Raw genomic sequence first — 14,117 nt, forward strand, 5'->3', positions numbered from 1 at the left:
TTGTGTAAATTAAACTGTGTCAGGTTTTTTATTTTTATAGTTAATTCAATAAGTTTTTCTAATGGATAATGCTGAGACCTGAGTTTCCAAAGTATCCCCATCGTTTTGCCGATTATCGCAAAATTAATGAAAATTATTGAATCGTCATTGTTATCAAAAAATTAATCGAATAGTTTTACAGTTGTCATATTCTTTAGAAACCTCGCCCATCATAAAATAAATTTCTTTAACTTTATGGTCGAAAATAAAGCGGAATCAAAGTCACGTTAAATGAAAACCTGTTGAAAGCAATCTCTCTGATATGTTGCCTGATGCTTGCATTCCTATTGCCCGCCAATGAGATGCAAGAAAAATATGAGATTACCTCACCCGACGGGGCTTTGAAAATTCGGGTGAATATTTCCGAAGATATAGTGTACGAAGTTTTTTATAGAGACAATGCGCTGATCCTGCCATCGAAAATATCCATTACATTGGGAGATGGGAGAATGATCGGGAAGAATGCAACGATCAGGAATGTTGAGACCAAAAATGTCCAAGAGACGATCCAGCGATTGTATGGCAAGAGCAAATCGCTGGATAATACCTGTCGGGAGTTGTCCATTCATTTTAATGAAGGCTATTCATTGATTGCCAGAGCGTATGACGAAGGCGTCGCTTACAGGTTTAAGACTGAACTAGAAGGTCCGGTTATTGTAAAATCGGAAGAGGCAAATTTTAACTTTTCCGGCTCGCCATCGGTATGGTTTCCGGAAGCGGATGCGCTCATGAGATCATGGGAACGCACGTATCAGTCCTACGTTTCTATTCAAAGTATTGACACCGCAAAATTTGCGATTACTCCCGTCCTGTTTTCATATCCCGAAAAAGGAATTCGCGTCGTAGTAGCCGAATCTGACCAAACCGATTATCCCGGGATGTATATTCAGCCTCACGGAACGAACGGTGTCCGGGGAAAATGGGCGCAATATCCCAAAACAGTCACTGACCCTACCAATATATATGCTTATCAGAGAGTGACAGCGCGCTATGATTATCTGGCAAAAACTTCCGGCAATCGCTCTTATCCATGGAGAGTCGTTGTTGTCTCCGCTCACGATAAGGATTTATTGAATAATGAATTGATCTTTAAGTTGGCCAAACCCCAACAGTTTACCAACACGGCGTGGATTAAACCCGGCAAAAGCGCCTGGGAGTGGTGGCATGATGGTATTCTGGAGGGGGTATCCATGCCGTCGGGTCCGGGTCATTTGAATTTCGATTTCTATAAATACTACATTGATTTTGCAGCAAAGTACCACATTGAATATGTTACGTTGGATGCGGGATACGATAATAAATCCGTAAAACAGAATCTGCATTTGCGGTTTCAACATCTAATGCTAAATATTTCATGTAGTTTGGTTTTTATAATGCTCGCTAACGGACGGCGGCTTGGCGAAGGCGAGGCTTCCTCTAATGTCTGCACGGACGCGAACGCTTACAAGTCCGATAGAACTTCCTGTGGGCGTACTGCCCCGCTTTTGGCAAATCGCTTGTTAGCGGCTGGCGTTCCTTTTATCTTATAGCAGGTTAAACCATTCATATAATACATTTATATTATTGGCTTTATAATTAAAAAACTCACTCATAACATCAACGGTAAATCCTCTAATTTTGTCAGCATCGACAATTTGTATTTGTTTTTCTAGCAAACTAATCTTTTCTGATTTATCATTCACATTGCCTCTTGCTATAATTGACACTACAAATTGTTCTTTCGGCTTAATAATTTTCATAAAAGTAAGAAATAATCCGGGGACAAAATTCCCAACGTTTCCGTCCCAAATTAGCCCCATTAACGAGAAATCTCCTTTTCTTTTAAAGAAATAATTTCTTATTCTTTCGCTTTCTGATAGAGAACTTACACTATCCTTTTCAATCCATAAAACATAATTATTGGTTGATATATTAGTAAAAGAAAAGTCTATTTGAGTATACAATGTATCTTCAACATAGTATTGGTTTATTTTTTTCTCTGTAATTAAGTGCGTTTCTTGAGCATACAAAGACAAAGGAAACAACAATCCAAATAATATCAATAAATTTCTGTTCATACGTTTTTCTATCTATGTAATATTTCGTTTAACGTTAAATTCCTCTTTTTCTTTGTCCCGCTGCGCTGTCCGTCGCTTGACGCTAACGTTCGATGGTATGGCGTCGTGCGGGTTTACGAAGCGATTTCTTATATCAGTATACAACATTTTTTTTACGACCCACAAACATGCTTAAACCACTGAATCCCGCATGCGCTATACCATGTGTTGAACTAAACCCGCATACGCGGGTAGCATTTGACAAAAGTACCTGATTCTTTATATATTCGAAGATTTTTCACCACAAAAAATGTCCGAATATGAGAAAGAAATCAGGTTTTACTTTTGTCGAGCAGGCCATTGTGCTTGTTCCCGAGTTTAAGATGGTTGTCCACAAACTGGAACAACAGGTCACGTTACGGGGGCAGAGTCGGAGTACCTTACAAAACTACATCCGCCGGATTGCCCTTTTTGTCATTCATTTTGGTAAGCTGCCCCCAGAAGATTGATCCCGAAGAGATCAATGAATACCTGGCCGCATTGGCGCGTGATCCCCGATCTCCCTCGCGAAGCAGTTTTAAACATATGGTGTACGGGTTGCGCTATTATTATCGCTTGTCGGGTATGAACCGCGAAGCCATCGCTCTGCCTTCACTTAAAAAAGATTCGAAGCTGCCCGTGATACTGAACCGGCAAGAACTGAAAGAGTTGTTCGCGGCACCTACACTGCTCAAACAACGGATAGTACTCACATTGATTTATTCGGCCGGATTGAGAGGACAGGAGGTAATTAACCTGAAGATCTCCGATATCGACTTTGATCGTAAAACCATACATATTCGTCAGAGCAAGTACAAGAAAGATCGCGTTGTTCCATTGGCCGGCAGCATGGCCATTGGTCTAAAAAAGTACCTCAAATCCGAAAACCCTCATATCTGGTTGTTCAACGGAAAAGAACCTGATGGTCGATACAGCGTGCGCGGGCTCTCCCGGGTGATGCGTGAGAACCTCAAAAAGACATCCATCACAAAAGAGGTGAATCTCCATTCACTGCGGCACTCGTATGCCACCCACCTGCTTGAACAGGGGCTGAACATCCTTACCCTGAAAGAGTTACTCGGCCATGCCGATATCACCACCACCATGATTTATCTTCACGTAGCTCAATGTCCCCTCATTAAACCACACAGTCCACTCGATTCCCTGTACAACTTCACCAAAAAATGAGAACAAGGTTTGAACTGGCCGATGTGGTTCATCGGTTCGCTCCCTCTCTGCGGGACCGTGGAAAGCTTACTCCCCTGCAACAAAGGGTGTTTGCTAAAATTGCACTCTGCAGAACCGCTACGCTTGGCGGACACGGGGAAGCATGTGACAACTGCGGCACAATCCGTTATAGCTATAACAGTTGTGGCGACAGGCATTGTCCAAAATGCCAGGCAGCCAGACAAGCCTTCCGGATTGACGGGCTGGTGCAAGGCACACTGCCCGTGAAGCATTATCATATCGTTTTCACTGTGCCCGACCATTTAAATGTCCCTTGCCTGCATAATGGAAGGATGTTCTACAACCTGCTTTTTTCAGCCGTGTGGCATACCCTGAACAGCTTTGGATACTCGCATTATGGTGTGGAAACCGGAGCGATAGCCGTACTTCACACATGGGGGCAGAATCTCTCACTTCATCCGCATATCCATTGTCCCGTTCCGGCTGCCGGATACTCCCTGGATGGCCGATGGAAAAATATCGGTCATGGGGGGAAGTTCCTTTATCCTGTTCGTCAGATGAGCAGTGCGTTTAAATCCAAGTTCCTGGACAGCCTCAAACGTGCCTTGCGCGAACAAAACCAGTTGATACTCTTCAATGATCAGGTTCAGCGTGCATATGGCACTCCCTGGGTGGTTCATTGTCAGCCCTCGATGGCAAGTGCCGAACATGTGGTGAGATACCTGGGGCAATATACTCATCGGGTCGCCATCACTAACCAGCGTATCGTGAATGTCACTGATGAAAAAGTGACCTTCATTGCCAAAGATTACCGACAGGGAGCGGCTAAAAAGTACATCACTCTCGGTGGTGCTGAATTCCTGCGCAGATTTGCCCTGCACATACTCCCACGCAGATTTGTAAAGATCCGACGTTACGGTATCTACAACCACACGGTGAAACGGAATCTGGGAATCAAGTATCAATCCTTGTCATTGTCCGGTCTGTAAAACGGGTCAAATGATTAGAATCAGAAAACTGCCACCCATACGTTCTCCTCCAGGAGCCACTTTCATACAGACTGATCCCCAACTTTAACTATCAGACCCGAATGCGCCTAAAGGAGCACAGGGCAGGGTATGTCATCTTGTTAAGAATAAGCGATCACAGAACCTTCTATTAAGCCTGATTCATCCGAAAAACCTATACCGGAAAGCACAAAAACCTGCAAAATGTAAAAGATCGCTTGTCTATTTTTCCTTCAGAAAAACAAAAACCTTCATTAAGTACATAGCACAGAATAACGGTGGGTGTAGTTCAACACCGACTCATCGCTGGGTCGTGCCGACCGCTCAGAGTCCTATTTATTGCCAGCAGTTTTTTATAAGAATGGAGTATGGTGTATAGCAATCTCATTGTTGTTTTTCATTATTTCTTTAACGTATCTAGTTGCCCATTTTGTAGCTGTCTTGTGAAAATCTTTTGATTCTGGAATCAATTTCTCAAAATCTTCTTTTTCAAACACTTCACCGTAACCGTAAAAATAGAAAAAAGGTGGTTTTTCCAAACCAACTTCATCGACCATAATTACAAACAAGCCATTTAGATACCCATCAATATATGCTATATCATGGTACACCTTATTCTTTATTTTCTCTTTCTTTAATCTTTCATAATTATGGAATGTATGGGACATAAAATGCTCATCAAATATTACTCCGCTATCAGCACGGAAGATTAGAAAATCCAGTGCATGGATAAAACCATCTTGGTAAAAAGTATTATAGATTAGTTGAGGACTCTTGACATAATTGACAGTTTCTGGAATATACGTGTGATGAATAGTTTTAATTATATCTGAAAATGTATAAACGATACCTAATCTTTCATTATCTATAAGTAGTTTATCCTCAATGAGTTTGTTTTTAAGGGTTTCCATAAAAAAGCATCCATCTGTTTTTATGATGCTAATCTTATCACTATTTAGTCTCTCCTTCACATTGTTGTCTAGTGTAACAAAATACGAATGAGGTAGCAATTCTTTCATTTCCTTTTTAATGAAGTTATAAATCCGAACAAAATCAAAGTCTCGGAATGAATAACCTATAAATAAAACAACCTTTGTTGCAAGCAACATTTTTAAATAGCTCCCAATAATACCCTTAGATAAACTCTTGTAGCATTTGTCGTAGTCTTCTTTTGATGCAATTATAGATCCAATATTATTTATGGAACCGTGTATCTTAAAAACTTTTCTTCCTGGAAAATCAAAAAAGGCAAAATCTTCTGGTGTAACAATTGGAATTGCACCGCATACTTTTTCAAAATAGTCGTCCCAATTTGTCGTGATTATTGTATCAATCTGATGAATTGGAGCAAGATGCTCATGGAAATGACTAGCTCTTCTATATAGTTCTCTGAATTGTTGCACATAATCGAACCGGAATTTCACTTTCTGTAAAAACTTCTTTCTTCCTTCTGGTAGTTGGCAATATGCGCTAATTAAATCTGGAAACTCAGGGAATTCGTTATCATCCAATTTTAAATCATACCTGAACTCATCATACAAACTATCAATGAATATATCTTTGGCTTCTGTACTTATTCCTGCACCTGCAAACACTACTAATCGTTTCTCCTTGATTGCTTCTATAATTTCAGTCGGCAAATCAAAGGGAAGTTTGTTTTTACAACAATCACATAATTCTCTTGGTTCTGTCATTTTGCAGGATCTTTAAATTGCTGGAAACGGTCTCGGCTATGCGTAGTGCAGGATTTCAAGGCTCTTCACTGTCCGTCTACCGTAAAGTTTATTTAATGTAATTACTTCCATATTAGCACTTTTGCCCGCATTACGTATAGCCATTGTTGTGCGGTCGTACTTTTTTTTCGGTCGTCTGTCAGCGTTGGCAAAGACATACTCTTTTGCAATTTTTGATTGCAGCTTTGGCTGGTGCGAATTGCAAATGTGTATGGCGTTTAGCGTTGGCATTTCTATTCGTTTAATGTGTTTTCTAATGTTGTCTTAAATTCATTTTCGTTGTTGTAGTTGTAGAAAGGAACGGCTGTTATCAAATAAGTGTCTGTATGGATTTTGATTGTCTTTTGTTCTGCTTTGATTTCAGTCAAAAAGTCTTCTTTCCATTTGTCGTATCCTTTTAAATGCTCTCCTTTTGGCTCTATGAAAACTTGAAAAGTCATTTGTTCTCCGTCACGCTGTTTGCAGAACAATAAAAAGTCTGGCTCAAATGCTCGTCCAAGTTTGTCGAAGATTTTAATTTCTCTTTCGTTTCGGATTAGGTAAATGTTTTCAAACTTCTGATTCAGTCCTTCAAATCGTCTTGAAAACAGTTCTACAAATTTCTTTTCTTCACTTGTTCCATAGTTGGCATTGTAAACATACCAAGGCTCGTTGGCTACCAATGTTTCTTGTCCGTCTGCTCTTTCGCTGTCTTTGTAAACCTTGATTTCTTTGTCTTTGAAAACTTTGTGAATTGGTTCTTTGATATAGTCTGAACCTTCGTATTCTGTCGAGTTGCTCTTTATGTCTGCTTCAATGCTTTGCAAAAGTCCGTTTAAGGCTTGCAAATAGTCGAAATGGCTAATTTCTTTTAGTCGGTTAGGTGTTCCGCTAAATGTGATTTCCAACCCTGCTAAAAAATCGGTGCTATCAATGAAGTTTGAAAGCGAATCAACGCTTGGGAAGTAATGCGATAAACTGTCGAAATAGAAAAACGGGTTTTGGCTCAATGCAAAACGGATTATATGATTTGGTATAAAATCCTTTTCTGGTCTATTTTCGTCTTTCGCTAAAAGAACATCTTTAGTTTTAATTACTTCATCATTCGATTGGGTCGGCTCCATTTCAAAAAAGGCACTCGACATTCTGCCAACTCCCGAAGATAAAGTGTGTCGGTAGTTGGTTTTCTTTACGCCTAAGTCTGCAAACGATTTAATGTTGTCAAAACTCTTTGGCACTTTCTTATTGAAGAAAACGTGTCCGTCTTTGTAAAAATCTGTTTTCTTAAAATCAGGCTTTAAGAATAAATTGAGCTGAACCAAATTAGCATCATCTTCATAAATACCCGAATCCACAAGGGCTTTCTTCAATTCTGAAATATATCGGCTATCTTCTTTGGTATGATAATACAGTTCTTCCAACGTTTTTAAGTCGTTGGAAATATCATCATCAAATTTTCGGGTAAACTTGTCTTGCCCTTCTTCCAATGCAAAAGGATAATACCTTGCACCACGACCAATTAATTGAGCTTCCGAAAGTGTGGTTTTTCCTGGCTTTCCGTCTTTTCCGTCTCGGTCTTCGTAAAGACGAACAATGTCAAACAAATTCAAAACATCCCAACCTTCATTCAGTTTCTGAACGGCAAAAACGGCTCGGATTGGATTGTTTTCATCTTCCAAAGTGTTGAGCAAAATTTGATTCTGTTCGGCTTCTGCATCATTGTTGGCACTTAGGCAATTTTCAAATCTAAAATTGGCTTGAATGCGTTTAACTATTTCATTGGCTGAAATGCCTTTGACTTCAAAAAATCGGAAAGCCTTTTGAACAATTGGAACTGTAGAAGTCTTTTGAATTTTGGTCACCATTGCCACCGAAAAATCATCAATCAGTTTGTGAAAGTTCTCTTTGTTTTGCTCTGATTCTTTGATTGTCCTTTTGGCTTTGAAAAGAATTACTGGCTTTAAATTAATATTGTTTGAAGATGCTAATTCTTGACGATACAAATTCAAAATCAAAGCCTGAATGATTCTCTCTTGCTCATCATACAAGGAACGAATTAGGTTGATTTCTTTAGAGTACTTGTCTATACGAAATTGAGCAAGGTCGTATTTGAAAATTACTTTGTCTTGATAGTGTTTCACGAGTTCTGCTGTATCTGTGTCAATTGTTGCTGTGAACTCTAATAAGACATTTTCAAAGTTTGAATCGTGAATTTTCTTTACTGTATCTTCCCAACTACCAAATAGATTACCCGATTTTGTTCCTGCCACCAAATGGTGTGCTTCGTCAGCTATTAACACTAATTTCTTGTCCTTAAAATCTTCGTAGGTTACGCTATTTTCCTTGGTGTTGTTAAGGTCAATATGCAGTTGTTGAATAGTGGTAAACTTCAAATTGATATTCTGATTGTCGGCTTCATCAAAATTTTCAATCTCTTTGATTAGCACTTCTTTGCCTTCAATCACAATTTTGTGGTTAAACAAGTATTTTGAAGCCTGCGGATTGAGAAAATTGTCTTTGGTTTTTTGAATGATATTGTTGCTGTTTACAAAAAACAAAAAGTTGCGATAGCCTTTTTGGTAAAGGTGCAACATCAAACCTGCCATAATCAGTGTCTTTCCACTTCCCGTTGCCATATTGTAAAGCAAATGATATGGTCTTTTTGGTTTTTCTTCTAAATCTTCTTGGTCTAAGTATATATATCTTTTGAATGCTTCAATCTGATATGGTCTTTGACCAAATCCGGGTTTTAAATTATCACTAATCCAATTGGGTAAATCAACTTGTGCTAAGGCTCGTTTAGCAAATGGATTATTGAATATTTCGTGTAAAAATGCCATTTGCTTATTTCTTTGTTTGATAAAAGTCTTGGGTTACTTTCTTTTCTTCATCGCTGCAAGAAAAATCGGAATCATTGAGCGAAGAAAGATTTACATACAATTGGTTTTTGTCCAGTAGCTCGCAAAGGTGTTGTTTCTGCTCCGCAAGGGCTAATGCTTTAAATTCTTCCAAATGCTCGTCCTGCTTCTTAATGTCCACATTGTAATTCAGGAAACTTTTGGCTTTCATCTGCTCCCAAATCTGCAAAAGTGCTTTGGTGTCTTTGGCTTCTTCAATCTGCTCAATAAACGATTGGTTATATTTTTTTAATTCAAGATAAATGAATGAGCCACCGCCTTGCCAATTGACAGATTTTGAAATACCTGACTGGTCTCCATCTATAACGCCCTTTATACGATTTATTGGTAATTCTTCTACATAATCCATTTGCTCGCACAAAATGTATTGTCTTTTCATTTTATGTGCGACTGCTCCAGTAGTCCCACTACCTGCAAAAAAGTCTAAGACAATGTCATTTTCATTACTTGAGAGTTCAAGTATCCGTGAAATCAATTTTTCGGGCTTTTTACCACGGCTAAAATCAACGTTTCCTTCTTTTGCTATTCCTTCAATTGCAATGTCAGTCCAAGTATCTGTAATTAATTCGCCAGGTATTTTAGCACCATTAAGTTCAATTAATCTTTCTTTATAGAAAATTACCCTTCGACCTTTTAGGAAAATGTAATCCATATCATCGTTAGGGTGGCGAAACAACCTATCTCTAACTTTTGCTGATTTTTCAATTGTTTTTTTTCGTTTTATAAATGCTCCACCTGAAACACCAGCTGTTTGAAAAACTCTTTCCGCATTATTTAATGCAAAAAGTGCAATCTTATCTTCAAATTCTGCTTTTGAAATATGCTCAAGTGCCTTTGCTTTATTCTCAAACCCTAAAGATTTTGCAGTTGCTATATCAATACTTTCCCAAGTCCATTCATTTTCTGGTTTGTCAAAATCATTGAACACCATATTGTAAGCAGTATCGTAATCCCTTTCTATCCAAACTCTATTTAATGTAATTGCTTGTTTATTTTTCGCATATAGGTAAATATGATTTGCCTGCTTAAATAAACTATCAGAGGTTCCTTTAAAACCAAAAGGCTTATTAGTGGTAACAATAATTTCGTTTACAAAATTTTCTTTACCAAATACGTCATCACAAAGAACCTTGAGATAGCCAGCTTCATTGTCATCAATATGAATATAGATTACACCTTCTTTGCTCAACAGTTGTTTTGATACTTCCAGTCTGTTCTTCATAAATGTCAGCCATGAAGATTGATTGAATGAATCATTATACCTGAAGCTATCACTTCCTGTATTAAATGGCGGGTCTATATAAATCAGTTTTATTTTTCCTGCAAATTCTTCTTTTAGTGTGTGCAAGGCTAAAAGGTTGTTCCCTTTAATAATTAGGTTATCGGTAATCGTGCCGTTTTCGTTTCGGTTAAATTGGTCAAGTGGTTTTTCTCCGTCTTTGTCTAAGCGTTTTACATTGGTTAAAACTTTTGGCTCTAAAAGTTGGGTTATTTCATCTTGTGCCAAAATTTCATTAAAGAATATTTCTTCTCGTTTGTCTTCTTCACGGCTTTGTCCGCCTTCCAAAATGCAGTCTTTAAATGGCCAAACCAATGCCACTTCGTTGCGTTGTTTCAGGTATTTGCCGTCAATGGTCAGTCCAACTTTGTTTTTGAATTGGGTGTAGCTGTCGTTCAGATAGTTTTTTTGTTCCAAAAACTGCACAAACAAGTTTTGGTTAAAAACCAATGTGCCTTTCACGTTTACAAAAAACTTCTCTTTCAGGTCTGCGTTGTCAAGCAACAGTCCAATCAATTCTTCGTCAAAATTTTGTGCTTTGTTCAATACCACCCATTTTTTCAGTTCTCCGTTGTCTGTAACGAAGTTGGGCTCTTTTTTGAGTTGTTGCTCTAATGTTGTATATAATTTCATTTATCTTCTTTCAGTTAATAAATCTTTGACTTTCACATTTAAAATTTCCGCAATGGTGTACAAGTCTTCCAAACTCGGTTGTCTCACATTACGAGCATATTCGTTAATCGTGTTGTAGCTTTTTCCCGTTTGTTTGGCAAGCCAAGCCTGCGAAATCCCTTTGTCTTTTAAAACTTCTTTTATTCGGTTCATTTGAAACCTAAGTTTTGTTTATTCGGTGTCAAAGATAGTAAAAGTTCACTATTTTTCAGTGCAATTATTCATTGTCTTGTCGTGGGTTGGAAAAGGGCAAGCTCTTTTGGTTTTTCAGCGTTGGCTTTTTTTGTATGCCGCACAACGGTTGAGTGTATGTGCCGTAAGGGATTACGGGGCAGTTTCTTGTCCACCTACAAGAAAGTTTGAGTGGGCTACAATACTTGAATATTCTCTAAAACCCTTATGGCATATACACTTTGTTGTGCGTTCGTGCTTCTGTTTCAATCCCATGTCATGTAAATTGGCTTCTTATCTTTTTAAATTCTTCAAAGTCCGTTTTTAATTCCTCAATAGTTGGTGTCGTATGAATTTCTTCAGGGCTGCTATGACCGGCAATAGAAACACAGCACTTTTCATATATATCATTCAACTTTCCTTTATAAGCATCAATTTTGCTTCCGTCCACACGTAGTAGAGAAGGAAATGCTACTCCTATCTTATAACGCTTAATAGTTTTTCTAAATAAATCGTCTTCAACAGTTATTTCAATTGCTGAACGTAAATGTCCATATCCTTCCGCAGCCAGTTTTGCTTCGTCTTGTCCGTCGGGTTTTGTTTGAAGTACAAGATTTAGTTTTTTAATGTAGTATGAATAAGAGTTAACTTCTTCAACCTCGTCCAAGATTCCTGTTATTCCAAAATTTTCTTTAACTCTATGAAATAAGAATGAAACGCCTGCTTGCCTGTGATGCTCAAGTTCGGACTGCTGAATAAAACTATGAAGCATCAGAATGCTATGGGTAAAAACAATAACTTGGCGCTGCTTTGACAATTCAATAAGGCGTTTAACTACCTCATCAATAATTTTGTGGTCAAGTGAATTTACTGGGTCGTCAAAAACTATAGGGGCTTTTGTATTGTCAAGTTGCAATTCGGTAAGAAATTCAGCTAAGGCAATTGCTTTTTGTTCTCCTTCACTTAAAATATCTGCCAAAGCATGGCTGCTAATTTTTTGATAAACTACTGAATTGCCTCGGTCAGTTCCAAAATTTAAATCAACTTTCAAATGCGGTTTTCGTAAAGCAATTAGTTCCTTCTTGAATTTATCTTCAAAGTCCTGCCTCACTAATTCTTCTCTTGCGGATGAAGTTTTACGGCTGATTGAATTTGTATTGAAACTGGATGAATTGGCATTAAGAGTATTGACAACCTTGTGATTTGCGATTGCCGTTCTTACTTCTGCAACTTTCCCTGAAATAAATTTTCTGTCTTTCAATTCTGCAATTTCTTTTTTCAAAGTTGCTTCCAGTGTTGCAAGGTTTGCAAATGCTTCTGATTTTTGAGTTAAGGAGTTATTGACTGCTGTTCGCTTATCAGTTAGGAATTTAATCGCAGTTTGATAATCAAAAGTGAATGTTGAACCCTGTGCAATTATATTTGTGGTGAAAGTTGTTTTTAAGGAATCCAAATTGGCATTGTAATCGGTAATTTCTTTCGGCTGAACTGGTGCTTGGTTTTCATTTGTGCCGAAAGTGTTTTGGTGGAAAGTAAGGTTGGTATCAACTTGAGAAACAAGTTGAATCAACCCTACCTTGTTCTTTTTTAATGCCGCAAGGTTTTCTTGTGTCTTATCGTTTAGAAGTGTTCTGTAACTTTTCAATAATTCTTTTGCTGAATCATCAAGCGGTTGCAAACAGTAAACGCAAGTGTCGCCTTCTTGTGGATAATCAGGCTTGTCAATTATTTTGATGTAACTTTCTGCTGCCTGAATAAAGGAGTTGAACTCGGGTGTTTGATAAAATTCAATTCCTCTTTCATCGGCTATGTCTTTTAATCCTGTTTGCGTTTTGCTTTCTAAATCGGAAATCTGCTTGTTTATTGCAAGAAGTGCTTGCCAGTTTGCATCATTGAGTTGTGTTTTAGCTGTCTCAATTTTTCCAATGATTGAATCAAGTTCTGCAATCTGACTACTCAATGTTTGAATCTGAGATTGAAGCAATGCCTTATTCAAAGAAGCAAGTTCGGTTTCCTTTAGCGAAAGTGCTTTCCCATGTGCAGGTGTGTATTCAGAAAGCTCGGTTAGTTTTTGTTCGGTTGAAATTGCAGAAAGTGTTGAAATGAAAGTGTGCAGTGGTGTTCCTGGTGTCAGGTTGTCAAGCCAAAGCAATGTTGTTGGATGTGTTGCAATTTTTTTTTGCAACAATTGATTGAGTGCATTCAGTTCAGCACTTACAAGGTGAAAAAAATGAAAACCGATTGGAGAAACAATTAAACTTCTGTCGCTTATTGAGAACTGAACACAACTGCTATTGAAAACAGAAATATTTTCAAGTTCGGAATCGTTGTTTGCTCCGTTCCATGTAAAAGTTTGAGGAGTCCCGTTTGATTTGAAATTGATTATTGCTGACTGTGGTTCGGATGCTTCGTAGACATTTGAAAGAATTGTCTTGTTGTTGTCGTAACTAAAACCAAGTGTTTTCAGGACTCTGCTGTAGCCTGTTTTGCCTGTTCCGTTTTCTCCGTAAATGACTGTGATGTTCTTTGCAAAGTTGACGGTCTGATTTTTTGCAAGTCGATTTACTCCTGTAATTGCAGAAAGCGAAACGAGTTCAATCATCTTTTCTGTTGGTATGTAAGTTGGTTTTGTAACTGTCAAGGCAGGCAAACCTGTATGAAGATTGATTGATTGGAGAAAGTAATTGAAAACTGTTTCTCTGTCAGTTGTTGAAAGGGAACTTTCTGTCGTTACAATTTTGCTGATAAGGAGTTTGCTCCAATCAGCATGATTTTCTGTCCATTCCCAGAGGAAATCTACAATTGCTTTTCTATTTGGAGTTGTTGATGCCATTTTTATTCAGTCAATTATAATGGTGTCTGTATTCGTTTTAGCATGTCGCACAACGTTTTGGGTATTGCCGAAGGCGGGGATTTTTAGCACTAAAGTTCAATCGAAGTACGAATGTTGAACCTTGCACAAATGTCCAATCGAAGCCGTTCACCCCTGCTTTTGGCAATACCTTGTTAGTGGCTGGCAATTTTCACTTGTTATGTGAATGTCGTATATCATTATA

At 38.2% G+C, this 14,117-nt stretch carries 9 protein-coding genes and 1 pseudogene; 4 read left to right on the plus strand and 6 right to left on the minus strand.

The genetic code is table 11. The features are described from left to right. Positions 1 to 311 precede the first annotated feature (311 nt). Positions 312 to 1,568 carry a glycoside hydrolase family 97 N-terminal domain-containing protein gene (locus tag AC1HCU_RS02915; RefSeq protein ID WP_480368839.1) on the plus strand — a complete coding sequence of 419 codons (1,257 nt, stop codon included), beginning with the start codon at positions 312 to 314 and terminating at the stop codon, positions 1,566 to 1,568. On the opposite strand, the gene AC1HCU_RS02920 is transcribed toward AC1HCU_RS02915, so the two are convergent. Beyond that, positions 1,563 to 2,096 (minus strand): hypothetical protein, encoded by a 534-nt coding sequence (locus AC1HCU_RS02920; RefSeq protein ID WP_480368842.1) that lies wholly within the window; start codon positions 2,094 to 2,096, stop codon positions 1,563 to 1,565. The genes AC1HCU_RS02915 and AC1HCU_RS02920 overlap by 6 nt on opposite strands. Positions 2,097 to 2,395: 299 nt before the next feature. Here AC1HCU_RS02920 and AC1HCU_RS02925 point away from each other — a divergent pair, with 299 nt between their 5' ends. The 3 genes and pseudogenes from AC1HCU_RS02925 (at position 2,396) to AC1HCU_RS02935 (ending at position 4,379) form a co-directional block, all read left to right on the plus strand. Then, complete coding sequence (locus AC1HCU_RS02925) at positions 2,396 to 2,584, plus strand: hypothetical protein (protein ID WP_480368845.1); 189 nt, start codon at positions 2,396 to 2,398, stop codon at positions 2,582 to 2,584. Continuing rightward, positions 2,547 to 3,302 (plus strand): tyrosine-type recombinase/integrase, encoded by a 756-nt coding sequence (locus AC1HCU_RS02930; RefSeq protein ID WP_480368848.1) that lies wholly within the window; start codon positions 2,547 to 2,549, stop codon positions 3,300 to 3,302. The genes AC1HCU_RS02925 and AC1HCU_RS02930 overlap by 38 nt, the downstream gene beginning before the upstream one ends. Then, positions 3,299 to 4,379, plus strand: a pseudogene (locus AC1HCU_RS02935) (IS91 family transposase). Before AC1HCU_RS02930 ends, AC1HCU_RS02935 begins: the two are co-directional and overlap by 4 nt. Positions 4,380 to 4,662: 283 nt before the next feature. On the opposite strand, the gene AC1HCU_RS02940 reads toward AC1HCU_RS02935, so the two are convergent. The 5 genes from AC1HCU_RS02940 to AC1HCU_RS02960 all read right to left on the minus strand — a co-directional run bounded on the left by AC1HCU_RS02940 (position 4,663) and on the right by AC1HCU_RS02960 (position 13,894). Continuing rightward, positions 4,663 to 6,003: an SIR2 family protein gene (locus AC1HCU_RS02940; protein ID WP_480368851.1), complete on the minus strand. Its 1,341-nt coding sequence runs from the start codon at positions 6,001 to 6,003 to the stop codon at positions 4,663 to 4,665. Between the two features lie 272 nt (positions 6,004 to 6,275). Beyond that, the gene (locus AC1HCU_RS02945) at positions 6,276 to 8,861 is read right to left on the minus strand and encodes a DEAD/DEAH box helicase family protein (protein ID WP_480368854.1); all 2,586 of its coding nucleotides are present in this window, start codon (positions 8,859 to 8,861) and stop codon (positions 6,276 to 6,278) included. A 4-nt stretch (positions 8,862 to 8,865) separates the two neighbouring features. Further along, entirely contained in the window at positions 8,866 to 10,851 is a 1,986-nt protein-coding gene (locus AC1HCU_RS02950) for a DNA methyltransferase (protein ID WP_480368856.1), read from the minus strand. Then, positions 10,852 to 11,043, minus strand: coding sequence for a helix-turn-helix transcriptional regulator (locus AC1HCU_RS02955; protein WP_076931931.1), 192 nt, complete (start codon positions 11,041 to 11,043; stop codon positions 10,852 to 10,854). Between the two features lie 295 nt (positions 11,044 to 11,338). Further along, positions 11,339 to 13,894 carry an AAA family ATPase gene (locus AC1HCU_RS02960; RefSeq protein ID WP_480368861.1) on the minus strand — a complete coding sequence of 852 codons (2,556 nt, stop codon included), beginning with the start codon at positions 13,892 to 13,894 and terminating at the stop codon, positions 11,339 to 11,341. Positions 13,895 to 14,117 lie beyond the last annotated feature (223 nt).

Source organism: Proteiniphilum sp. LBM24028, from assembly GCF_056629195.1.

Excerpts from the sequence above, each read along its gene's own strand:
- AC1HCU_RS02915 (WP_480368839.1), top strand. The coding sequence starts at position 312 with ATGCTTGCATTCCTATTGCCCGCCAATGAGATGCAAGAAAAATATGAG.
- AC1HCU_RS02920 (WP_480368842.1), bottom strand. The coding sequence starts at position 2,096 with ATGAACAGAAATTTATTGATATTATTTGGATTGTTGTTTCCTTTGTCT.
- AC1HCU_RS02925 (WP_480368845.1), top strand. The coding sequence starts at position 2,396 with ATGAGAAAGAAATCAGGTTTTACTTTTGTCGAGCAGGCCATTGTGCTT.
- AC1HCU_RS02940 (WP_480368851.1), bottom strand. The coding sequence starts at position 6,003 with ATGACAGAACCAAGAGAATTATGTGATTGTTGTAAAAACAAACTTCCC.
- AC1HCU_RS02945 (WP_480368854.1), bottom strand. The coding sequence starts at position 8,861 with ATGGCATTTTTACACGAAATATTCAATAATCCATTTGCTAAACGAGCC.
- AC1HCU_RS02950 (WP_480368856.1), bottom strand. The coding sequence starts at position 10,851 with ATGAAATTATATACAACATTAGAGCAACAACTCAAAAAAGAGCCCAAC.
- AC1HCU_RS02955 (WP_076931931.1), bottom strand. The coding sequence starts at position 11,043 with ATGAACCGAATAAAAGAAGTTTTAAAAGACAAAGGGATTTCGCAGGCT.
- AC1HCU_RS02960 (WP_480368861.1), bottom strand. The coding sequence starts at position 13,894 with ATGGCATCAACAACTCCAAATAGAAAAGCAATTGTAGATTTCCTCTGG.